The organism is Plantactinospora sp. B24E8, assembly GCF_039871735.1.
GTDB lineage: Bacteria > Actinomycetota > Actinomycetes > Mycobacteriales > Micromonosporaceae > Plantactinospora.
The window spans coordinates 212,078-233,874 of sequence record NZ_JBDPMH010000001.1 but is presented as its reverse complement, the minus strand read 5'-3'; the positions used below and the strand labels follow the sequence as shown (position 1 = coordinate 233,874).

Annotated in this window: 20 protein-coding genes; 11 read left to right on the top strand and 9 right to left on the bottom strand. The window is 71.6% G+C overall.

What is annotated here, in order from left to right:
- The first annotated feature begins 149 nt into the window (after positions 1-149).
- Together ABGB21_RS01060 and ABGB21_RS01055 are read left to right on the top strand one after the other, a co-directional pair.
- On the top strand, positions 150-1,250 hold the full coding sequence (locus ABGB21_RS01060) for a hypothetical protein (protein WP_347655179.1): 1,101 nt from the start codon (positions 150-152) through the stop codon (positions 1,248-1,250).
- Positions 1,251-1,443: 193 nt separating this feature from the next.
- Positions 1,444-4,686: a UvrD-helicase domain-containing protein gene (locus ABGB21_RS01055; RefSeq protein WP_347655178.1), complete on the top strand. Its 3,243-nt coding sequence runs from the start codon at positions 1,444-1,446 to the stop codon at positions 4,684-4,686.
- Between the two features lie 4 nt (positions 4,687-4,690).
- Here ABGB21_RS01055 and ABGB21_RS01050 read toward each other — a convergent pair whose 3' ends face one another.
- Positions 4,691-5,437 carry an A24 family peptidase gene (locus ABGB21_RS01050; RefSeq protein ID WP_347655177.1) on the bottom strand — a complete coding sequence of 249 codons (747 nt, stop codon included), beginning with the start codon at positions 5,435-5,437 and terminating at the stop codon, positions 4,691-4,693.
- 145 nt (positions 5,438-5,582) lie between these two features.
- On the opposite strand from ABGB21_RS01050, the gene ABGB21_RS01045 reads away from it, so the two are divergent.
- From ABGB21_RS01045 to ABGB21_RS01035, 3 genes are all read left to right on the top strand, one after another.
- Positions 5,583-6,506, top strand: a complete 924-nt coding sequence (locus ABGB21_RS01045; RefSeq protein ID WP_347675995.1) for a flagellar basal body protein FliL — start codon at positions 5,583-5,585, stop codon at positions 6,504-6,506.
- A 166-nt stretch (positions 6,507-6,672) separates the two neighbouring features.
- Positions 6,673-7,590: a hypothetical protein gene (locus ABGB21_RS01040; RefSeq protein WP_347655175.1), complete on the top strand. Its 918-nt coding sequence runs from the start codon at positions 6,673-6,675 to the stop codon at positions 7,588-7,590.
- A gap of 174 nt (positions 7,591-7,764) precedes the next feature.
- On the top strand, positions 7,765-9,021 hold the full coding sequence (locus ABGB21_RS01035; RefSeq protein WP_347655174.1) for an ATP-binding protein: 1,257 nt from the start codon (positions 7,765-7,767) through the stop codon (positions 9,019-9,021).
- Between the two features lie 69 nt (positions 9,022-9,090).
- Here ABGB21_RS01035 and ABGB21_RS01030 read toward each other — a convergent pair whose 3' ends face one another.
- Positions 9,091-9,630, bottom strand: a complete 540-nt coding sequence (locus tag ABGB21_RS01030; RefSeq protein WP_347655173.1) for an N-acetyltransferase — start codon at positions 9,628-9,630, stop codon at positions 9,091-9,093.
- Between the two features lie 84 nt (positions 9,631-9,714).
- Between ABGB21_RS01030 and ABGB21_RS01025 the strand changes: the two genes are divergently transcribed.
- The gene (locus ABGB21_RS01025; RefSeq protein WP_347655172.1) at positions 9,715-10,260 is read left to right on the top strand and encodes a DoxX family protein; all 546 of its coding nucleotides are present in this window, start codon (positions 9,715-9,717) and stop codon (positions 10,258-10,260) included.
- 248 nt (positions 10,261-10,508) lie between these two features.
- On the top strand, positions 10,509-11,960 hold the full coding sequence (locus ABGB21_RS01020; protein WP_347675993.1) for a glycosyltransferase 87 family protein: 1,452 nt from the start codon (positions 10,509-10,511) through the stop codon (positions 11,958-11,960).
- Between the two features lie 65 nt (positions 11,961-12,025).
- On the opposite strand, the gene ABGB21_RS01015 is transcribed toward ABGB21_RS01020, so the two are convergent.
- From ABGB21_RS01015 to ABGB21_RS00985, 7 genes are all read right to left on the bottom strand, one after another.
- Positions 12,026-12,454, bottom strand: coding sequence for a VOC family protein (locus tag ABGB21_RS01015; RefSeq protein WP_347675991.1), 429 nt, complete (start codon positions 12,452-12,454; stop codon positions 12,026-12,028).
- A 61-nt stretch (positions 12,455-12,515) separates the two neighbouring features.
- A complete protein-coding gene (locus ABGB21_RS01010; RefSeq protein WP_347655169.1) occupies positions 12,516-12,974 on the bottom strand; it encodes a molybdenum cofactor biosynthesis protein MoaE in 459 nt (152 codons plus the stop codon).
- Entirely contained in the window at positions 12,971-14,293 is a 1,323-nt protein-coding gene (locus ABGB21_RS01005) for a molybdopterin molybdotransferase MoeA (protein ID WP_347675989.1), read from the bottom strand. The genes ABGB21_RS01010 and ABGB21_RS01005 overlap by 4 nt, the downstream gene beginning before the upstream one ends.
- Positions 14,294-14,434: 141 nt before the next feature.
- Positions 14,435-14,917 carry a MogA/MoaB family molybdenum cofactor biosynthesis protein gene (locus ABGB21_RS01000; RefSeq protein WP_347675987.1) on the bottom strand — a complete coding sequence of 161 codons (483 nt, stop codon included), beginning with the start codon at positions 14,915-14,917 and terminating at the stop codon, positions 14,435-14,437.
- Positions 14,914-15,405 carry a cyclic pyranopterin monophosphate synthase MoaC gene (gene moaC, locus ABGB21_RS00995; protein WP_347675985.1) on the bottom strand — a complete coding sequence of 164 codons (492 nt, stop codon included), beginning with the start codon at positions 15,403-15,405 and terminating at the stop codon, positions 14,914-14,916. Before moaC ends, ABGB21_RS01000 begins: the two co-directional genes overlap by 4 nt.
- Positions 15,406-15,430: 25 nt before the next feature.
- Positions 15,431-15,940 (bottom strand): hypothetical protein, encoded by a 510-nt coding sequence (locus ABGB21_RS00990; RefSeq protein ID WP_347675983.1) that lies wholly within the window; start codon positions 15,938-15,940, stop codon positions 15,431-15,433.
- On the bottom strand, positions 15,937-16,176 hold the full coding sequence (locus ABGB21_RS00985) for a winged helix-turn-helix domain-containing protein (protein WP_347675981.1): 240 nt from the start codon (positions 16,174-16,176) through the stop codon (positions 15,937-15,939). Before ABGB21_RS00985 ends, ABGB21_RS00990 begins: the two co-directional genes overlap by 4 nt.
- 755 nt (positions 16,177-16,931) lie before the next feature.
- Here ABGB21_RS00985 and ABGB21_RS00980 point away from each other — a divergent pair.
- From ABGB21_RS00980 to ABGB21_RS00965, 4 genes are all read left to right on the top strand, one after another.
- Positions 16,932-19,454, top strand: a complete 2,523-nt coding sequence (locus ABGB21_RS00980) for a bifunctional diguanylate cyclase/phosphodiesterase (RefSeq protein ID WP_347675979.1) — start codon at positions 16,932-16,934, stop codon at positions 19,452-19,454.
- A gap of 83 nt (positions 19,455-19,537) precedes the next feature.
- On the top strand, positions 19,538-20,923 hold the full coding sequence (locus ABGB21_RS00975) for a glycosyltransferase 87 family protein (protein ID WP_347676364.1): 1,386 nt from the start codon (positions 19,538-19,540) through the stop codon (positions 20,921-20,923).
- A complete protein-coding gene (gene crcB, locus ABGB21_RS00970) occupies positions 20,920-21,378 on the top strand; it encodes a fluoride efflux transporter CrcB (protein ID WP_347655162.1) in 459 nt (152 codons plus the stop codon). The genes ABGB21_RS00975 and crcB overlap by 4 nt, the downstream gene beginning before the upstream one ends.
- Positions 21,375-21,740 (top strand): CrcB family protein, encoded by a 366-nt coding sequence (locus ABGB21_RS00965; RefSeq protein WP_347675977.1) that lies wholly within the window; start codon positions 21,375-21,377, stop codon positions 21,738-21,740. Before crcB ends, ABGB21_RS00965 begins: the two co-directional genes overlap by 4 nt.
- Positions 21,741-21,797: the final 57 nt, after the last annotated feature.

Here is a 21,797-nt window from a genome sequence, read left to right as displayed (position 1 = left end):
GACCTGGGAACACGGATCCGGTGTCGGAAGGCTCGACCGTCATCGAGGCCCGGTCCGGCCGGGGAGCGGGAGGGCGGCCGGGCCCGCCGAGACCCATTCCTCTAATAACATCGCCCAGTCATGCTGATCCATCGACCGAGGCGGGCCGAATGAGCTGTCCGAAGTGTGGAGAGGTCGCCGAGCCCGGGGCGACGTACTGCCTGCGGCCCGAGTGCGGAGCCCGCCTGCCCCTGACCGACATCGCGGAGCAGGAGGAACGCACCGAAACGGCGGGCGCCCCCGGAAGTGACGCAGCGGACCCCTCGAAGAAGCAGGGCACGACGCCGGATCAGGCCCCGACGGGACCGGGCGACACCGCCGCGAAGCCGGGCAGCCTCGGCGCGAAACCGGGCGACACCGCCACGGGACCGGGCAAGGTCGGCCCGAAACCGGGTGCCGTCGCCGCAGAACCGGCCAGCGCCGCCGCGAAGCCGGGCAGTGGCGGAACACCGCCCGGGAACGGTCCGACGGGCCGGCAGAGCGCCGGAACCGGGCCGGACGACGACGCGATGGGACCAAAGGAGGGCCCGGCGAGACCAATCGGTCGGATCGCCGCCGTCGCCGCCGCCGTACTCGGGCTGATGCTGGTCGGGACGGTTGTCGTACTCGGCCGGGACGATAACCCGGCGCGGCAGCAGGCCACCGTACCGCCGCCGCCCGCACCGGTCGGCCAACCGATGCCGAGCAGTCTGCCGAGCGTCGAACCCGCGCCGACCTCACCGCCGACGAAGCCAGGCGGGTCGGGCCGACCGCGCGACGGCGGCGGGCACGACGACAACCGGGAGCCGGCCGGTGACCGGGAGCCGGCGGACGACACACGACGACCGTCCGCCGACGACAACCAGCCGGAACCGACGCCGAGACGGACGACGAACCCACCGAGGGCGCCCCGGACGCAGGCCCCACCCGCACAGCCGCCGTCCATCACCGCTTCGGCGACGGCAGTCTGCTACGGCGACGGCACCTGGGCGGTACGCATCACTGGACAGGTGAAGAACGGCAGTGCCAGCATCGTGTGGGGATTTGCCCAGGGCGACGACTACGCGTACGTCGGATCGGGCATCGGCAGCGGCACCTCGTTCTCCGGCGAGGTCTACCCGGCGGTCGGCGACAGCGAACTGACCCGCTCGTCCACCAGCTGGTACGTCCAGGCCACCGTCAACGGGAAGCAGATCCACTACCCGACCGGTACGGTCAGTCGTAGCTGCTGACCGTACCGGCCGGCCACCCACCGAGGACGCCCCGGGGCCCGAGCCCATCGAACAGGGCGTTGCCGACACGTCACTCCAGGTGGCGGTGCTCGTCGTCAGATCGCCGTCGTCGACGGTGACGGCGACACAGGCGAGAAATCACACTCGCGCGTGGCGACAGGCGCTCACATACCGGCCCGTGACAGGATGCGGCGTGTCTCCGTTGCGCGCCGCACCCGCTGACGGCTCCCCCAGCGCCGCCGTGCCCTTCGTCGCGGACCTGCACATCCACTCGAAGTACTCCCGGGCCTGCAGCCGCGACCTGACCCTGCCGAACCTCACCTGGTGGGCCCGGCGCAAGGGGATCAGCCTGCTCGGCACCGGTGACTTCACCCACCCGGCCTGGTACGAGCACCTGCGCGAGACGCTGCATCCCGCCGAGCCCGGCCTGCACCGGCTCACCCCGGACGCGGAACGGGAGATCAACCGCAGGTTGCCACCCCGACTGGCGAGTGTCGCCGAGTCCGCCCCGATGCGGTTCATGCTGAGCGTCGAGATCTCCACGATCTACAAGCGGGGCGACCGGACCAGGAAGGTGCACCACCTGGTCTACCTGCCGGACCTGGACGCGGTGGCCCGGTTCAACGCCACGCTCGGGCGGATCGGGAACATCGGTTCGGACGGCCGGCCGATCCTCGGCCTCGACTCCCGCGACCTGCTGGAGATCGTTCTCGAAGCCAGCCCGGACGGCTACCTGGTGCCGGCGCACATCTGGACCCCGTGGTTCTCCGCGCTCGGCTCGAAGTCCGGCTTCGACGCGATCGCCGACTGCTACGCCGATCTTGCCGAACACATCTTCGCCGTCGAGACCGGGCTCTCCTCCGACCCGGCGATGAACTGGCGGGTGTCTAGTTTGGACGCCTACCGGCTGGTCTCGAACTCGGACGCGCACTCCCCGGCCGCACTGGCCCGGGAGGCGACGCAGTTCAGCACCGATCTTGACTACTACGCCGTCCGCGAGGCGCTGCGGACCGGCGACGGGCTGCACGGCACCATCGAGTTCTTCCCCGAGGAGGGGAAGTACCACGCCGACGGGCACCGGCTCTGCGGGGTCAACTGGGAACCGGAACGGACCCGCCAGGCGGGCGGCAGCTGCCCGGAATGTGGCAAACCGCTGACCGTCGGCGTACTGAGCCGGGTCGAGGACCTCGCCGACCGACCGGACGGGCACCGACCGGCAAACGCTCCCCGGGTCACCCACCTGATCCAGCTCGCCGAGATCCTCGGCGAGGTCAACGGGGTCGGACCGAAGTCGAAGACGGTGGAGGGGCAGCTCAACACCCTGGTCGCCGGGCTCGGCGCCGAGCTGGACATCCTCACCGTCACCCCGGTCGACGAGATCCGCCGGGTCGGCGGCGAACTGCTCGCCGAGGCGATCGGCCGGCTCCGCCTCGGCCAGGTCCGCCGGGTGCCGGGCTACGACGGCGAGTACGGCGTGATCACTCTCTTCGAGCCCGGTGAGCTGCCCGGCGGGCGGGGCGGCCAGCAGGCCGACACCCTGTTCGCGGACGCGCTCTTCGACGTACCGGTGCCGAAACCGCGACCGGCGGCGGAACCGAAGGCGGCACCCCGGGCGAAGAGCACGACGGCCGCCACGCCGACCGAACCGACGCCACGGCGGCGGTCGAAGCCGACCGCCCCGGCCGAGCCGGTCCCGCCGCTGCCGCCGGCACCCTCACCACACGAGCCGTTCGAACCGATGCTCGCCGGCATGGAGGAGGTCGGCACCGGGCTGCTCGACCGGCTCGACGCGATGCAGCGGGTCGCCGCGTCCGCCCCCGGCGGACCGCTGCTGATCGTCGCCGGCCCCGGTACCGGCAAGACCCGCACCCTGACCCATCGGATCGCGTACCTCTGCGCCGAACTGAACGTCTATCCGGAACACTGCCTGGCGATCACCTTCACCCGGCGGGCCGCCGAGGAACTCCGGCACCGGCTCGACGGGCTGCTCGGGCCGGTCGCCGAGGACGTCACCGTCGGCACCTTCCACTCGCTCGGCCTGACCATCCTGCGGGAGAACGCCAAGGCGGCCGGACTGCCGGTCACCTTCCGGATCGCCGACGACACCGAACGGGCGACCGCCAGGGCCGAGGCCGGCGACGACGACGCCACGTACGTCAAACTGCTCCGCGCCGCCGACCTGGTCGACCTCGACGAGCTTGTCACCCTGCCGGTCGAGCTGCTGCGCGCCGACCCGGCGCTGGTCGAGAAGTACCGGGACCGGTGGCGGTGGATCTTCGTCGACGAGTACCAGGACGTCGACGCCACCCAGTACGAACTGCTCCGGCTGCTCAGCCCGGCGGACGGCAACCTCTGCGCGATCGGCGACCCGGACCAGGCGATCTACTCGTTCCGGGGCGCGGACGTCGCGTACTTCCTGCGCTTCTCCGAGGATTTTGTCGACGCCCGGCTGGTCCGGCTGACCCGCAACTACCGGTCGTCGGCGCCGATCCTGGCCACCGCCGTCCAGGCGATCGCGCCCTCGTCGCTGGTCCGGGGCCGGCGGCTCGACCCGGCCCGGCTGGACCCGGAGGCGCCGCTGGTCGGCCGCTACCCGGCCGCCTCCGTCGCCGACGAGGCCGACTTCGTCGTCCGCACCATCGACGAACTCGTCGGCGGCCTCTCCCACCGGTCACTGGACTCGGGAAAGATCGACGGCCGCAACACCGACATCTCGTTCTCCGACATCGCCGTGCTGTACCGCACCGACGCCCAGGCGGCACCGATCCGGGACGCGTTGGCCCGGGCGAACGTGCCGGTGCAGAAACGGTCGCACAACCGGCTGCGGGACCGGCCCGGTGTCTCCGTCATCGCCCGCGAACTGCGGCACGCCGACGGGCTCGGCGGCTCGGTCGCCGCCCGGGTACGCCTCGCCGGCCAGGTCCTCGCGCAGCGGTACGCCGCACCGACCCTCGACGTCACCGGCGGCGTCGGCCCGGAGGACATCTGGTCGGCGGTGGAGGTGCTGACCCCGCTCGCCCAACGCTGCGGCGACGACCTGACGTCGTTCCTGTCCCAGCTCGCCACCGGTGCCGAGGTCGACGCGCTCGACCCACGTGCCGAGGCGGTCACCCTGCTCACCCTGCATGCCGCCAAGGGCCTGGAGTTCCCGGTCGTCTTCCTGGTCGGCTGCGAGGACGGGCTGCTGCCGATGCGGTTCCCCGGCTCGACCCCGACCGACGACGACGTGGCGGAGGAACGCCGGCTCTTCTTCGTCGGCCTGACCCGCGCCCAGGACCGGCTCTACGTCAGTCATGTCGGGCGGCGGCTCCGACACGGGCAGGAGCGGGACTCTTTCCCCTCCCCGTTCCTGGCCGACATCGACCCGGGCCTGTTCGAACGACTCGGCGACACCGCCCCGCGCCGCCCGAAGGACCGCCAACTCCGCCTGCTGTGAACTGTCAGGTGGCGAGCAGCACCGCGCCGAAGGTGCCGACCAGCATCGCCGGACCGTGCGGCAGCGGGTCGTGGCGGCTGATCCGGCGCAGCCCGAGCAGTATCGCGGCGGTGCCACTGGCCAGCAGCAGACCGGCGAGCACGGCGTTGAGCGTGGTCGGCCAGCCGTACCAGCCGGCCGCGGTGCCGAGCAGGAACCCGAGTCGTACGTCGCCGGCACCGAGCCCGGTCGGGGAGGCGAGCACCAGCGCGAGGTAGAGCAGGGCAACGCCGAGTCCGCAGGCCAGCGCGACGCCGAGCCGGGTCGCCGGCTCCCCGGCGAGGACGGCGACGGCGAACAGCAGCACGGTGCCGCCGGTCGCCGGTCCGGTGAGCCGGTCCGGAAGCCGACGTACCGCCACGTCGACCGAGCCGAGCACGATGCCGCAGAGCGCGAGCCAGCCGTACGCGAGCAGTGGCACCGGCTCGTCGATCCGCCAGGCGAGGGCGGCGAGGAGTACGCCGGCGAGCACCTCCACGAGCCCGGTACGGGGGCCGACCCGCTGGCGGCACCGTGCGCAGCGGCCGGTGGGGGACAGCACACCGAGCCGGTGCGGAAAGCCGGGGCGGGGCAGCATCGTGGCGCAGTGCGGGCAGTGTCGCCGCCCCGGTTCACCGGCCGGTACGGCGTACCGGTGGATCTGTCCGCGCAGCGACGGTCCGAGCAGGACTCCGAGGAGCCCGGCCAGGGTCGCCGCCACGCCCGGGGTCACGGTCGGCCCGTTCCACCGTTCGGCGCGACGATTGGCGCGTTTCCGGGAGGTGAGCTCATCGGGGGGTCACGCTACGGTGACCACAGCAATCGCGTAACCGGCGAGTGGCATGCCTCTCACCGACGGCGTACCAGGAGGACCTCCGATGGCTAACTACGGACCGCCGGGCGGGCCGTACCCCGGCTCGTCCCCGGAGCCCTGGCCGCGACCGGACCGGGAGGCCACCGACGAGTACGGTCAACCGGCCGACCCGTGGGGCGGTCAGGACCAGCCCGGTGGGGAGCAGCGTTGGGGCGGCACCCCGTCGTCCGTCCCGCCCGGCGGTCCCGGCTCGCCGGTCAGCCACCCCGGATATCCGTACCAGAGTCCGCCCGGCCAGCCGGGAGCCGGCGCCGGCTATCCGGGCGCGAGCCCGGCCGGCGGCGGCGGATATCCGGACCCGGGCTATCCGCAGACCAGTCGGCACGACGTCGGGTACGGAACCCCGCCGCACCACGCCGGCGGGGCGGTCGGCGCACCGCCCGGTTGGACACCGCCCGAACCCGAGCCGATGTGGGCGCCGCCCGCCGCGGACGCCAACTGGTCCACGCCCCAGCCGGTGCCGCCCCCGAAACGGGGTGGCGGACGGCTTGTCCTCGGGGTCGTCGCGACCCTGCTGGTGTTGGCGCTCGGCGGGATCGGCCTCGGCATCTACCTGTCGGACGGCGAACCGGTGACCCCGACGGTGCTGCCGACCAGCGAACCGACCGGTGCCGTGGTCGAGGGTGAGGAATGGCCGGAGCCGACCGAGCCGGCCCCGACGACCCCGGTGCCGGGGCCGTCCACCGACGCCCGGTTCGTCAAGGCGGGGCAGTGTGTGGCGAACGAGGGCTCGGCCCAGCGGCCGAAGCTGGTGATCGCCGAGTGCCGGCCGAAGACGTACGAGGTGCTGGCCCGGATCGACGAGCGCACCACCGGTGACGCCGACGCCAAGGCCAAGTGCGCGAAGGTGAAGGACTACACCAACTACTACTTCTTCAACAGCGAACTGGACGACCTGGACTTCGTGCTCTGTCTCAGGGAACGATAAGGGTTTCCGACCGGCTCGACGCCGTCACCCAGAATGTGGTGCGGACGTCCGGTGTGGCTGCCACACCTGCCAGCGGGGCACCCTTCGGCGCCCGCCACCCCGCAACTCCTACCATCCCCAGGTCCCGTGTACCAGCCGGAACGCGTGGCCCCGACCCTGGAGCAACATGTCGATCTACGGCTCCCCGAGCCCAGGCCAGCCCGAAGACCCCTACCAGCAGCAGCCGTCGTCGAGCCCGCCGGGTGGCGGCTACCCGCCACCACCCCAGGGCAGCTACCCCGCACCGCCGCCCGGCGGTTACCCGCCGCCGCCCGACCCGGCGTCCGGTTACCCGCCGGCACCGGGCACCGGCTACCCGCCGCCGACGCCGGAGTGGGGGCAGCCGGCCAACCCGGGGTACACACCGCCGACCCAGGAGTGGGGACAGCCGCCGACCAGCGGTGGGCCGCAGCAGCCGCCGTACGGGTCGGACCAGCCGCAGTCGGGTCCGCCGGCCGCTCCGTACGGCAGCCCGGCGGCGCCGTACGGTCAGCCGGGTGCGGAGTACGGGCAGCAGCCGGCGGCGCCGTACGGTCAGCCGGGTGCCGGTTACGGCCAGCCCGGTGCCCCGCTCGGCCCGCCGGTCGCGGAGAAGAAGGGCGGCGGCCTGAAGATCGCCCTGATCATCGGCGGGATCGTGCTGGTGCTGCTCTGCGTCTGCGGTATCGGTGGCGTCGTCTGGGCGCTGAACCAGGATGACGACAAGCCGACCGACCCGATCGGCGCGCCGACCCCGTCGGCCTCCGCCTCCGCCCGCCCCAGCAGTACGCCGAGCAAGCCCAGCAACCCGGGTGGCGGCTCGGACGAGGACGACTTCCGCAAGGGCGACTGCCTGGTCAACGAGGGCAGCAACGACGATCCCGAACTGCGTAAGGTGCCGTGCGGTCCGGACACCTACGAGGTGCTCTCCCGGATCCCGTTCACCACGGACGGCGACCGCTGTAAGGACGACCCGATCTTCGGTTCGCCGGACACCGACGTCAACTACGTCTACGACGACTCACTGGACATCGGCGACTTCGTGCTCTGCCTGAAGGAGCGCTGAGCGCTCAGGGCTACCGGGCAGGTATGACAGGAAAAACTAGGGCTGTCTAGCGGATCCGCTAGACAGCCCTAGTTTCTGCTCGACGCGCTGACCCTCCACCCCGGACCGCGACACGCCTACCCCGATCTATCCATCTCTAGCCGGTCGGCTAGACGGACCGATACCGTGCGATACGTGGATCCGGTCCGCAACCCGTACGCGCCCGGCGCCGGCCAGCGCCCACCCGAACTCGCCGGTCGGGGCCGCGAGCTCGAGGTCTTCGACATCGTGCTGGAACGGATCGCCCGGGGCCGCCCGGAACGCAGCCTGATGCTCACCGGACTGCGCGGCGTCGGCAAGACCGTGCTGCTCAACACGCTGCGCTCCCAGGCCATCAGCCGACTCTGGGGCACCGGCAAGATCGAGGCGCGGCCGGACCAGTCGCTGCGCCGCCCGGTCGCCGCCGCCCTGCACATGGCGATCCGCGAACTGGCCCCCCGACACCGCGCCCCGGACCGGATCGACGACTTCCTCGGCGTACTCAAGGCGTTCGCGCTGCGCGCCGCACCGAGCGGTCGGGGTACGGCCGGCCCGGCGAAACTGCGGGACCGCTGGCAGCCGGGCATCGACGTCCCGGCGGCGAGCGGCCGGGCCGACTCCGGCGACATCGAGATCGACCTGGTGGAACTCTTCACCGACGCGGCCGAGGTCGCCGCCGACGTCGGCACCGGCGTCGCGGTCTTCATCGACGAGATGCAGGACCTCGGGCCGGAGGACGTCTCCGGGCTCTGCGCCGCCTGCCACGAACTGTCCCAGCTCGGCGCACCGCTGATCGTGGTCGGCGCCGGACTGCCACACCTGCCGGCGGTACTCTCCGCGGCCAAGTCCTACTCGGAACGCCTCTTCCGCTACCAGCGCATCGACCGGCTCGACCGGATCGCCGCCGACCAGGCGCTCTGCGCACCGGCCGCCCGCGAGGACGTGGAGTACGAGCAGAAGGCCCTCGACCTGCTCTACGAGAAGTCCGGCGGCTACCCGTACTTCGTCCAGGCGTACGGGAAGGCGACCTGGGACCACGCGCCCCGGTCCCCGGTCACCGCCGCCGACGTACGGGTCGCCGCGCCGGAGGCCGAGGCCGAACTGGCGGTCGGCTTCTTCGGCTCCCGGTTCGAACGAGCCACCCCGGCGGAACGCGAGTACATGCGGGCGATGGCCGCGCTCTCCCTGGTCGAGGCGGGCGACGGTGGCGGCGGGGACGACAGCGTCCGGGACGACATGGACGCCGCGGTCTCCACCGCCGAGATCGCCCGGTCGCTGGGCCGCAAACCGGCGAGCCTCTCTCCGGCCCGGGACGCGCTGATCAAGAAGGGCCTGATCTACTCCGGGGAACGGGGCACGGTGGCCTTCACCGTGCCACACTTCGGTCGCTACCTGCGTACCCAGCCGGGTTGACGAGTGCCCACGCCGGCGCCGCGCCACGCGGGCCGGGCCAGGTCCGGCGGCCGGTCCGGCATGCTGGCGTCAGACCTGTGACCAGGGCGGCGGGAACGTCACCTCACCGCGCGGGACCACCGGTTCCGAGCCGTCGACCGAGGGCAGCGGCAGCGCCTGCCACGGGTCACCGAGCCCGGACCACGGGCTGGTCAGGCCGAACCGGGCCGCCGGCGTGAAGCCGAACCGGCGGTAGTAGGCGGGGTTGCCGAGCACCACCACCAACCGCTCGCCGAACTCGGTCGCCGCGTCCAGCGCGGCCTGCACGACGTCCCGACCGTAACCACGGCGCTGCCGGTCGGGGCGTACCGCCACCGGGCCGAGGGCGAGTGCCGGCACCTGGCCCGGCTGCACCCGGACCCGGGTGAGCAGGGCGTAGCCGACCAGTTCACCGTCGACCTCGGCCACCATGGACAGTTCGGGAAGCCATGCGTCACTGCCGCGCAGTGCCTCGACGAGCCGGACCTCGGCCGGTACGCCGCCGTCCGGGCGGGCGAAGGCCAGGGCGACCAGGCGCCGGATCACCGCACTGTCGGACTGCTGCTCCGGTCGCAGCCGTACAGTCGTCACAGGTGGCGACGGTACCGGTACCGCACCATCCAGTCCGTCCCATCCACGGGTGAAATGTGCGCCGGACGGGTAAGACTATGACTCATGAGACCCGTACGCACCGCCGCCCGTACGCTGCTGAGCGCGATTTTTGTCGTCGGCGGCGCCCGTGCCCTCACCGATCCCGAAGCGCACGTGGAGCGGGCGAAGCGGGTGACCGACGTGGTCGGTCCCGCGCTGAACCGGGTGCATCCCGGGCTCCCGACCGACGCCGCGACGCTGATCCGGCTCAACGGGGCTGCCCAGGTCGTCGGTGGCGTCATGCTGGCCACCGGTCACCTGACCCGGCCGGCCGCCGCCGTGTTGGCCGGCACGCTGGTGCCGACGACCCTCGCCGGGCACTCCTTCTGGACCGTCCAGGATCCGGTGGAACGTCGCGGGCACCAGGTCCACTTCCTGAAGAACCTCGGCCTGCTCGGCGGGCTGCTGCTCGCGATCGCCGACAACCAGGGGCAGCCCGGGCTGCGCTGGCGGGCCGGTCACGCGGTCGGGACCGGTCGGCGTACCGTCCGTCGGGCGGTGCGGACCGCGCGCCGGGACGCCCGGATCGCGGTACGGTCCGCAGCGGCGGCCCGCCGGCTGCCCGGATAACGCCCCGGCGATCGGCACGATTGCCTGGTCCGACCCCGGTCCACGCCGGACATATGCTAGTTTCGCCTCACTGAGCGGCTGTGAATAACCTGAACCGCACGCCCTGCGTTAACGCGGTGGAAATGTCGCGAACCAGTGTGGGATCGGACACGGTCGCATAACGCAGGAGGCATCTGAGTGACCCACCGTTCTAGGCTCCCTGGAGGACCTGGGCGGAACACCGACATCGGTACGGGGGTGGCCACGCCATGCCGGCGACCGTCGCGAGACGGCTGAGCCGCCTCGCCCCAGTCCGTCGCTTTGTTCGTGGGATCGACCGTCGAACAGTCGTACGGGTCGGCATCGTCGCCGCCGTCTGCTACGCGTCGTGGCTTGCCATAGCCACATTCGGGCGGCCGTACAACTTCTTCGACATGAAGATCTACCACGGCGCGGTGGTCTGGTGGGCGGGCGGGCACGACCTCTATGAGTTCATCGCGCCCAGAACCACCCTCGGCTTCACCTACCCGCCCTTCGCGGGCCTGGTCATGCTGCCGATGGCGGCCATTCCACTCGGTCTCGCCGGCTGGCTCAACGGCATCGCCAGCGTCGCCGCGCTCACCGTCGTCCTCGCCGCGCTGCTCAAGCCGATCACCGACCGGCTGGGCTGGTCGCTCTGGTTCACCCTGGGCATCGCGGTACCGGCCGCGGTCGCCATCGAACCGGCCCGGGAAACCCTCGGGTACGGCCAGGTCAACCTGCTGCTCTTCGGTCTCATCATGGCCGACCTGGTGGCGTTGCGCTGGCGTGCCCGCCGCGGCTCCCGGGTCAGGCCGACCGACGGGCCGCTGCGGCGGCTCTTCTTCAGCGGCGCCTGGGCCGGGGTCGGCATCGGCCTGGCCACGTCGATCAAACTCACCCCGGCGCTGTTCATCGTCTACCTGATGCTGACCCGCCAGTGGCGGGCCGCGATGACCGCGATCGGCGCCGCCGTCACCGTCACCATCGGCACCTTCGCGGTCACCAGCCGCGAGTCGACCGCCTACTTCACCTCGGTGCTGTGGCAGACCGAACGGGTCGGGGCGGCGGACATGACACCGAACCAGTCGCTGGCCGGTCTCCTCGCCCGGCTCTACGACTCGATCGACACCCCGACCCTGCTCTGGTTCTCGTTCGCGATGCTGCTGCTCGCGCTCGGGCTCTCCCGGGCCTCGCACTCACACGCCGACGGCGACGAACTGACCGCGTTCACCCTGGTCGGGCTCACCACCAACGCGATCAGCCCGATCTCCTGGTCACACCACCTCGTCTGGGTGATCCCGGCGATCCTGGTACTCGCCGACGCCGCCAGCCGGCGCCGCTCCGCGAGTCGCCCGCCGGCACACCGGACCGCGCTCGGTCCGGTCGGCTCGGGACCGGTCGGCCTCGGCGGGCTCCGGGCACCGATCTGGTTCCCGACCCTGGTCGGGCTCAGACACGGCATCGCCGCGGTCGGCCTCTACCTGCTCTTCCTGATCTCGCCGATCTGGCCGTACGAGCACCAGCTGCCCGAGGTCTCGCACTACCAGGACGGCTTCTTCGGCGTCCTGATGGAGAACTCGCTCGCGTTGGCGATCATCGTGCTGCTCGCCGCGCTGCCATGGCGCCCGGGTGCGGAGCCGGCGTTCTACACCGAGCCGAGCCGGTTCGAGCGTCGACTCGCCAACCGTTCGGCACACTGAGGGGTCCCGCCCGACCGGGACGTTCGGGGCGGCGGGACTCCGGCAGGGCCAGACCGGACAGCCGGCTAGGCGACGAAGATGCAGAACGGGTGACCGGCGGGGTCGGCGTACACCCGCAGCGGCTCGTCCGGATCGTCGAGGCGTTCGAGCCGCAGCCGACCACCGAGGCGTAGCACCCGCTCGTGCTGCCGCTGCAGTTCCTCGACAGAGTCGACGGTGAGGTCCAGGTGCATCTGCTTCGGCACCCCGTCCTCCGGCCAGGTCGTTTCCGGCAGGTGCGTGACCTGCTGAAACGCGAGCTGACGGGCGCCGTCGGGGCTCCTGAGCACCAGCCAGTCACGGCCACGCTCGTCGTCACGCCCGGCCTCCGGCGGTTCGTCGCCGGGCCGGTAGACCAAGCCGAGCAGGGACCGGTAGAACTCCGCCAGTGTCCTGATGTCGGTGCCGTCGAGCACCACCTGGCACAGTTTGGGCACACTCTCGCGCTCGGTCATGTGACCACCTCCGCGCCGCCATTCTGCCCGAGGATGATCAATCCCGCCGGGTACGCGCGGCTCAGGCGCAGTTGACCCACTCCTCGGTGCCGTCGGCGAAGAGCTGCCGCTTCCAGACCGGCAGCCGGTCCTTCACCTCGTCGACGAGCTTGGCGCAGGCGGCGAACGCGGCCGCCCGGTGTGCCGTACTCACCGCCGCCACCAGGGCCACGTCGCCGATCTCCAGCGCGCCGAGCCGGTGCGACACCGCGACCGCGTAGACGTCCGGGTCGGCGGCGATCTCCTCGGCGACCTCCCGCAGCACGGCCGCGGCACTCGGGTGGCCCTCGTACTCCAGCCGGGTCACCGACCGGCCGTGGTCGTGGTCGCGGACGACCCCCTGGAACGAGACCACCGCCCCGGCCCCGGCGTCGGTGACCAGCGCCTCGTGGAAGGCGAGGTCAAGTGGCTCGACGCCGACCGTGGTGTGCACCCGGGTCGGCGCCTCCGGCTCGACGGTCGGCCCAATCTCGACGCTCATCTGTCTCCCCCCTGGAACCGCTCGCCCGGCAGCAGCGGTAGTGGTACGAGCGGGACCTGGTCACCCGGTCGTCCCTCGGTGCCGGGAACGATGACCGCAAAACCGTCCGCCTGGGCGAGCCCGCGCAGCATCGCCGAGCCGACGTGCCGTACCGGGTGCGCGGTGTTGCGGACCGGGTCGACCCGGACCAGCGCCAGGTGGGTGTGGTCGCCCCGCCCGGCGACCGGCTCGGCGAGCGTCACCCGCGGCAGCTCCGGCATCGGCCGGCCACGCAGCCCGGCGAGCAGCGGCGCGACCAGTGACACGGTCGCGACGATCGCCGACTGCGGGTTGCCGGGCAGTCCGGCGACGAACCGGGTACGCCCGTCGGCGCCGACCACCCGGGCCAGCAGCATCGGGAAACCGGGCCGGACGGCGACGGTGTTGACCACGTACTGGGCGCCGAGCGCGGCGAGTGTCGGGTGCAGGTGGTCGACCGGACCGTTCATCGTGCCGCCGGTGGTGCAGACCAGGTCGGCGGTCTCCAGCGCCTGACGCAGCGCGGCGACGTGTGCGTCGAGGGTGTCCGCCACCGGACCGACCACGTCGGCGGGGGTGCTGACGCAGCCGTACCGGCGCAGCCAGGCCGGGACGGACGGGCCGAGCGAGTCACGGACCCGACCGGCGCCGGGAGATCCGGCGGTGAGCAGCTCGTCACCGAAGACGATCACGGCGGCTCGGGGGGCGCGGCGGACCCGCACGGTGTCGTAGCCGCAGGAGGCGGCGAGCCCGATCACTCCCGGGTCGACGGCGGTGCCGGCCGGGAGCAGTTCCTCACCGGCGTACGCCTCCTCGCCCGGGTCCCGCCACTCCGGGGTGTCCCGCAGGGTGCCGGTGACCAGCCCGTCGACGGTCCGGCTCGACTCCTCCACCCGGAGCACACCGGTGGTGCCGTCCGGCAGCATCGCGCCGGTGGCGATCTCGGCGGTCGTACCGTCTTCGGTGAGCGGGGGCGGGGTGCCGCCGGCGAGGACCCGGCCGACGACCCGCCACGGTCTGGCGCCGCGCACCGCCCAGCCGTCCACACTGGAGGTCGGGAAGGCGGGCAGGTCGGTGAGGGTGGTCAACGGGTCGGCCAGGGTCTGACCGTCCGCCTCGGCCAGCGGCAACTCGACCGGCTCCGGTGCGGCGGCCCGACCGGCCGCGTACGCCCGGGAGCGGGCCTCGGCCCAGTCGAGGGTGCCCGGATCGGCGGTGGCCGACGCGGTCCCGACAGCCCCGGCACTGCCGGCGCCTTCGCTGCCGGCGGCTTCGCTGTCGACGGCAGAGCGGGCGCTCATCGCTTCCTCACGTTCACCGTCCGAGCCTATCGCCGGGATCCGACGGTCGGCGGATGAGTCAGATCAATCCGCTGGCGGTCGGGCGATTCGATCCGCTGGCGGTCCGGCGCTTGTTCGTCGCTGGCCCGGACATGGCCGGGTTCAGTCCGTCCGGGGGTGGTCGCCGCCACGGAGCTGGTCGACGGCGTGCCCGAGGATCGGGCCCAGTACCGCGAGCCCGTCGCGCGCCCCGCCGGTCGAGCCGGGCAGGTTCACCACCAGGGTCCGGCCGATCACCCCGGCCACCCCCCGGGAGAGTACGGCGGTCGGCACCTTGTCCCGGCTGTGTGCCCGGATCGCCTCGGCGATGCCGGGGATCTCGTAGTCGAGCAGGGCCCGGGTGACGTCCGGGGTCCGGTCGGTCGGGTTGACGCCGGTGCCGCCGCTGGTCACCACCACGTCGACGCTCTCGGCGGCAGCTTGGCGCAGCTGTTCGCCGACCGGGTCGCCGTCCGGCACCACGATCGGCTCGTCGACCTGGCAGCCGAGTTCGGTCAGCCCGCCGACCAGCAGCGGGCCGCTGGTGTCGGCGTAGATCCCAGCAGCGGCCCGGTTGGAGGCCACCACGACCCGGGCCCGGATCACGGCCGGTCCGCCGGTCGGGTCCAGTCTCCGGTCTTGCCGCCTTCCTTGCGCAGCACGCGTACCTCCTCGATCGAGGCCGCCGGGTCGACGGCCTTCACCATGTCGATCAGCGCGAGCCCGGCGGTGGCGACCGCGGTCAACGCCTCCATCTCGACTCCGGTCCGGTCTGCGGTCCGGACCGTCGCGGTGATCTCGACGGTGTCGGTGCCGGGTTCGAGATCGACGGTCACGCCGTGCAGCGCGATCGGGTGGCAGAGCGGGATCAGGTCCGGGGTGCGTTTGGCGCCCATGATGCCGGCAAGCCGACCGACGGCGAGCGCGTCGCCCTTCGGCAGGCCGTCGCGGCGCAGCAGCTCGATGACCTCGACGGTGGTACGCAGCCGACCGGCGGCGACCGCCCGCCGGACCGATACCGTCTTGCCGGAGACGTCCACCATCCGGGCCGCCCCGGCGGCGTCGACGTGGGTGAGGTGCGCGGGTTCGGTCACGTCCGCGAGCCTACCGACCGGGCGCTCAGCCCTGGAACTTCTGGATCTGGTACGCGATCGCCGCCTGAGCGTTGCCCGCCGGGATGATCAGCACCGAGGAGTTCGTCGTCGGGTCCGGCAGCGTCAACTCGACAATGCCGGTGGTGACCGTCGGCGAGCAGGTCGGTAACTCGGTCACCTCCGATCGCTCGCCGAGCGAAAAGTGCGCGTAGATGGTGCCAGCGCCCACGCAGTACACGACAAGGCGATAGTTGCCGGCTTCCCAGCGGTCCTGCCCCTCGTCGCGGATAACCATGGTCATCAGCTCCGAGTCTTGGAGGGTAACCGTGGGCCGCGCAGCGGTAGAAACCACCGTGTGCTCAGTTCTGGCGTTGGCCCGGTCAGCTTCCCTCAGATAGTGCGGCATCTGGTCGGAGATGGTCGTGGAGTCGTTGGCGATCGTAGTAGTACCTGAAGGCTCCGCATCGGGGCCCTCTCCATCGCCGGTGCACCCTGTTACGCCGAGGAGGGCGATGACGAGCACAACTCCGATCACCCGTATCCAGCTCCCTGACGGACCAGCAGCTGCTTGGTCGCCGCTGTTCCGTCGAGGGTGCGCCGCAGGTTCGCCGCGTAGGTACGGGTGTTCGCGACCGCCGAAGGCGGCGGCCTCTCCGGCCACAACTCGTCCACCAACTCTTCGACGCTGACGAGCCGGCCGGGCCGTACCGCCAGCATGGCCAGCACGACCTGCTGCTTGGGCGTGCCGAGCGGCAGGGACACACCATCCACGAGGAGCTCCATCGCTCCAAAGAGCCGAATCTCGATCATGGATCGCCCTCGTCATACGAAAAGGACACGCGTCATGCGACCCAGCAGTCTGTCGGTCACGGTCGACTCAAATCGACAGGCGTCATTCCTTGTCAAGGTTGCCGCAGACCGGATTCGTGGCCGTTGACCTGCCCCCCAAAAAGATCACCTTTCAGCCCAACCCGACCACACGCAGGGTGAGCTCATCAACACGAGACGAGTTCTGGCAGGTCATCCGATGCGGACCGACATTCGTTACAGCGACACTCTCGTCAGTCGAGTGCAGTACATCACATCAGCACAGACCCCAAGCGAGTCCACCCGGGTTTTCCGGTGCAATGCCACCAGGACACGGAAGAGATCTTCCGCTGCGGCCTGCGACGGGGTATCCAGATGAAGCCGGACAACGCCCCCCACCGCCAACGCTTTCGATCACCGCTCTGAGTTCTCATATATGGACAGAGCGTAGCGAATCGGCCACTACTTAGCTAATAGTGAGCATACCGACATTTATTGTGGCTAACCCGGCCTTTAGTGCCTAGGCTCGAGTCATCAATCGAACGCATCAGGCATTCGGGGACCATTCCACATTTTCGGGCCTCGAGCATGGATGGCCGGAGGGAGTAAAGGCATGCGCACCAACGAGTGGTACTGAGGGCGATGCAACCATCACGTCAAGGCGGTTTGGTTGCTACCGTTACTGAGCCATGAGGTTTCGGTAACACAGAGGAACCAGCGTGAGTCGAACACAGCGAAGCGACAACGGGACTGATCAGCGGCTAGTGCCGCTCATCGGTCTCGTCGCTGTTTGTGCCGGCATAGTGGCGATCTTGTCCATACTGGACTTTTCCGCCGATGCGCCGACGTCGGTGGCCCAGTTGGCCACCGTGACAGCGCTCGTCTCCATGATCACAATCAGCGCCACAGTCAAAGCCCCAATCCGAATCGGCTCCACAACACAGGCAATCACATGGAACGAGACCGCCATCGTCATCGGGGTTGCCGTCGCGCCCACCTCATGGATGGTGTTATGCACTGGTCTCGGCTTGATCATCGTGGTCCGCCTACTGCGTCTGCCATTGATCAAGGCTGTCTTCACCATCAGCAAGAACATGCTTCTGGCCGCAGCGGCAGGAACCACACTGACACTCCTCGGCTGGGCTTGGCCGCCCACCGAGCTCCATCACATGGTCGTCTCGCTCCCCGCCGCCTATGTCGTTCTGGTGCTGCTCGATGAGGCCATCGCCATTCCGGTGATCGCGATCGCGAGCCGGACGCGGATACTGCGGCAGTTCACCACGAACTGGGATCTCCGACTTGTCGGCTACGCTGTGCGCTTCGCTGTCACTGTCCTCACCCTGGTGCTTCTCCGAGCCGAGACATGGCTACTCGTGGCGGTGCCGCCGCTGGCGTTGAGCCTGCACCTGGCGTACTCGACGCGGGTCAGGGCACGAGCCGAACGGCAGGCCTGGCAGCGACTGGCGCACACCACCGACGCACTCAACGTGGTCGACCTGGACGCCGTACTGCACACCGCCGTGGCGCAGGCCGCCAACCTCTTCTCCGCCGACGAGGTCGAGGTGGAACTCGAGGACGTCGGACGCACGGTACGGGGCAACAGCGAGACCGTCACGTACGACGGCTCTCCCGACGAGGCCTCCACGGTCAGCGGCACCGTCATCCCGATCGAACTCAAGGGGTACGACAACACCGCGATCGGTCTGCTGCGGCTGCGCTTCCACGGGCCGGTGAAACTCTCCGAGCGGGAGCAGTACACCCTGCGTACCTTCGGCTCCGCGCTCTGTACGGCGGTCCGCAACGCCACCGCGTACGCCGAACTGAACCGGGTCGCGGAGGAACACGCGCACGCCGCCCGGCACGACGCGCTCACCGGGCTGGCCAACCGCCGGCACCTGCTCGACCGGGGCGCGGAACGGCTCGGCCGGCGCCGTACCGAGGGTGTGACAGCCCTGCTGCTGATCGACCTCAACCATTTCAAGGAGGTCAACGACACCCTCGGCCACGCCGCCGGTGACCGGGTGCTGACCCGGGTCGCCGAACGGCTCCGTGCCGCCGTGCACGCCGACGACCTGGTCGCCCGGCTCGGCGGCGACGAGTTCGCCGTACTCTTCCACGCGCTGCCCGCCCCGGCGGTCGCCGCGCACCGGGCGGAGACCCTGCTCGGCGCCCTGCACGAACCGATCGACCTGGACGGGATGCGGATCAGTGTCGAAGCCAGCGGCGGCATCGCCATCGCACCGAACAGCGGCGGCATGACCGAACTGCTGCGCCGCGCCGACGTGGCGATGTACCAGGCCAAGCGGGCCGGCCGACGGATCGCCACCTACGCCCCGACCCGGGACACCGCCGACCTCGGCCGGCTGGCGCTCGGCGGCGACCTGCCCCGGGCCGTCGCCGAGCAGGAGTTCACGGTCAACTTCCAGCCGATCGTCGACCTCGGCAGCGGCGAGGTGGTCGCCGCCGAGGCGTTGGCCCGCTGGCGGCATCCGGCCCGGGGCACCATCGACCCGCTGCGCTTCCTCGAGACGGTGGAACGCTCCGGCCTGCTGCCGGCGTTCGCCGAAGCGGTGCTCGACCAGTCGCTGCTCGCCGTCCGTACCTGGCGGGAGGCCGGCTTCGACCTGCCGGTCGCGGTCAACGTCTCACCACGCAGCCTGCTCGACGCCCGGTTCCCGGGTTCGGTCCTCGCCCGGCTGCGCGCCCACGACCTGCCGCCGGACCGGCTCGTCCTCGAACTCACCGAGACCCTGACCCTCAGCCAATTAGAGGTCGTCGACCAGGTCCTCGGCCAACTCCGGGACGCCGGCATCCGGCTCGCCCTCGACGACTTCGGCACCGGCTACTCGTCGCTGTCGGTGCTGTCCCGGATCCCCGTACACGAACTGAAGATCGATCGGGGTTTTGTCACCGCGATGGAGACCTCGGCCGAGGCGACCGCGGTGATCCGCTCCACCGTCGACCTCGGCCGCAGCCTCGACCTGGTGGTGGTGGCCGAGGGGGTGGAGAGCGAGCCGCAGCGCCGGGCGCTCTGGGAACTCGGCTGCACCGCCGGTCAGGGCCATCTCTTCGCCCGGCCGATGGCAGCCGCCCGACTGCTCTCCGCGTTGCAGCAGGGCGCGGAGGGCCGCCCCGGCACCCTCGCCCCCGCCCTGCACGACAGCGGCGCTGTGGTGCGGCTGTCACCCGGCCGGCGATCGGGTCCGCGACGTCCGGAGCGTCTGCCACACTTGCCCGCGTGAGCGCTGCGGACGACAAGGCTGCGGACGACGGCCGGACCGCGTCGGCCCAGGCCCCCGACCGTACGGCCGCCGGCCGTGACCCGGTGACCCGCATCTGGCACCGGGCCGACCGGGCGGCCGGCGGGCTCGCCGCCGACCTGACGCTCTACGCGCTCTCCACCGGATTCGCGGCGGTCACCGCGGTCACCTCCACGCTGCTGCCGCACCGGGCCTGGGGCGCGGTCGCGGCGGTCGGCTACCTGGTCGCCACCGTCGCCGTCCTCGGTCAACTGCTCGCCCGGCGTCGCCGGCCGGCCAGCCGACTGGCCGGTGCCGCCGGTCGGGGCGTACTGGTCGCGCTCACCTGGGCCGGGACCGCCCTGCTGCCGCTGGTCTGGCAGGCGGTGGACCGGGCCGGTGGACGGCTGGACCGGGCGCAGGAGGAGGTGCTGGTGATCGAACACTCCGGTGCCCGACTGCTCGACCACGGCACGCCGTACCTCACCCGGGACACGATCGCCGCCCTCCCGGCCGGTGAGCAACTGCTCGGCTACACGCCGTACCAGCCGGGGATGGCGGTCTTCGGGCTGCCCCGGGCGGCCGCCGGCACCGTCTGGTGGACCGACGCGCGGATCTGGTTCGCGGTCGCCACCGCGGTCGCCCTGCTCGCCGCGATCCGCCTGCTCCGCCGGGACGCCGACAGCGGAACCGCCGGGCGGGCCGCCACCAGCGGAACCGACAATCGTGCCGCCGGGCGTCGGGATTCCGCCCTGGTCCGGGCGGTGCAGCTCGCGACCGTACTGCCGGTCTGCGCGCTGACCCTGGCCACCGGCGGAGACGACCTGCCCGTACTCGCGCTCTGCCTGCTCGCCCTCGCCTGCGCCGCCCGGGACCGTTACCTCGCCGCCGGCCTGGCGGTCGGGCTCGCCGCCGCGCTCAAGCTCTTCGCCTGGCCGGTGCTGCTGGTCCTGCTGATCCACACCATGGTCCGGGGCCGCCGGCAGGCCGACCGACCCGCCGGCTCCTGGCTCACCCGCCCCGGCCCCCGGTTCACGGTCGGCGCGGTCGGACTGCCGGTGGTCACCCTCGTCCCGGCCCAACTGGTCGACTCGGCCGCCCTGGTCGAGAACGTGCTGCGGTTCCCGCTCGGACACGGACTGGTGACCAGTCCGGCCCAGTCCCCGTTCCCCGGCCACCTGATCGCCGAAGGGTTGCCCGGTGGCCGCCTCCTCGCCGCCGCCCTGCTCGTCGCGACCGGCCTGGCGATCGCCGTCCACCTGCTGCGCCGTCCGCCGCGCACCGCCGCCACCGCCGCGCTCTTCTGCGGGTACGGCCTGCTGGCCGCGATCCTGCTGATGCCCTCCACCCGCTTCGGCTACCTGCTCTACCCGGTCGCCCTCCTTGCCTGGGCACCCGCCCTCCGGCTGGCCGACCGCACCGGCCGGGCCACGGACCACCCACATCCCTCCCTGGCGGCGTCGGCCCCATGACCACACCCCGCCCCGCACAACCCGCCGGGCCGGTCCCGCCACCGGCGACCGGTGGCACCGGCGGCCGACCCCGCTGGGACGTCGTCGCGGTCGTCGCCCTCGGCGGGGCGCTCGGCGCCCTCGCCCGGTACGGGATATCCGTCGGCTGGCCGCACCCGCGACACGGCTTTCCCTGGTCGACCCTGGTCATCAACCTCGCCGGCTGTGCCCTGATCGGCGTACTGATGCAGCTGATCAGCACCCGGATCGCACCGCACCGACTGGTCCGGCCGTTCTTCGGCACGGGTGTGCTCGGCGGCTTCACCACCTTCTCGACGTACACGGTGGAGATCCGGGACCTGCTCGGGGCCGGCCGGACCGGCGTCGCCCTCGGCTACCTGTTCGGCACCGTCGCCGGGGCACTGCTCGCGGTTGCGCTCGGCGCGTGGACCGCGGAACGGTTCCGGCCGTCATGACCTGGCTGCTGGTGCTGCTCGGCGGCGCGGTCGGCGCGGTCTGCCGGTTCGGGGTCAACTGGCTGGTCGAACTCCGCTCCCGCCCCTCCCCGTGGGCTACCTTCACCGTCAACCTGGTCGGCTCGTTCCTGCTCGGCCTGCTCGCCGGGCTCGGCGCCAGCCTGCCCGGCTGGGTCGGAGTCCTGCTCGGCACCGGGTTCTGCGGCGCCCTGACCACCTGGTCCACCTTCGCCCACGAGACCGTACGGCTGGCCGGGTCCGGACCGGCCGGACGGGGCTGGGCACTGCTCAACCTCACCCTCACCCTCACCTGTGGGCTCGGCGCCGCCACCCTCGGCTGGCTCGCCGGCCATCAGTTCTGAGGACGGCCCGCCGGCAACCGTCGGCCCAGACCCTGGCCGCCTCGACCAGGCTGGTCA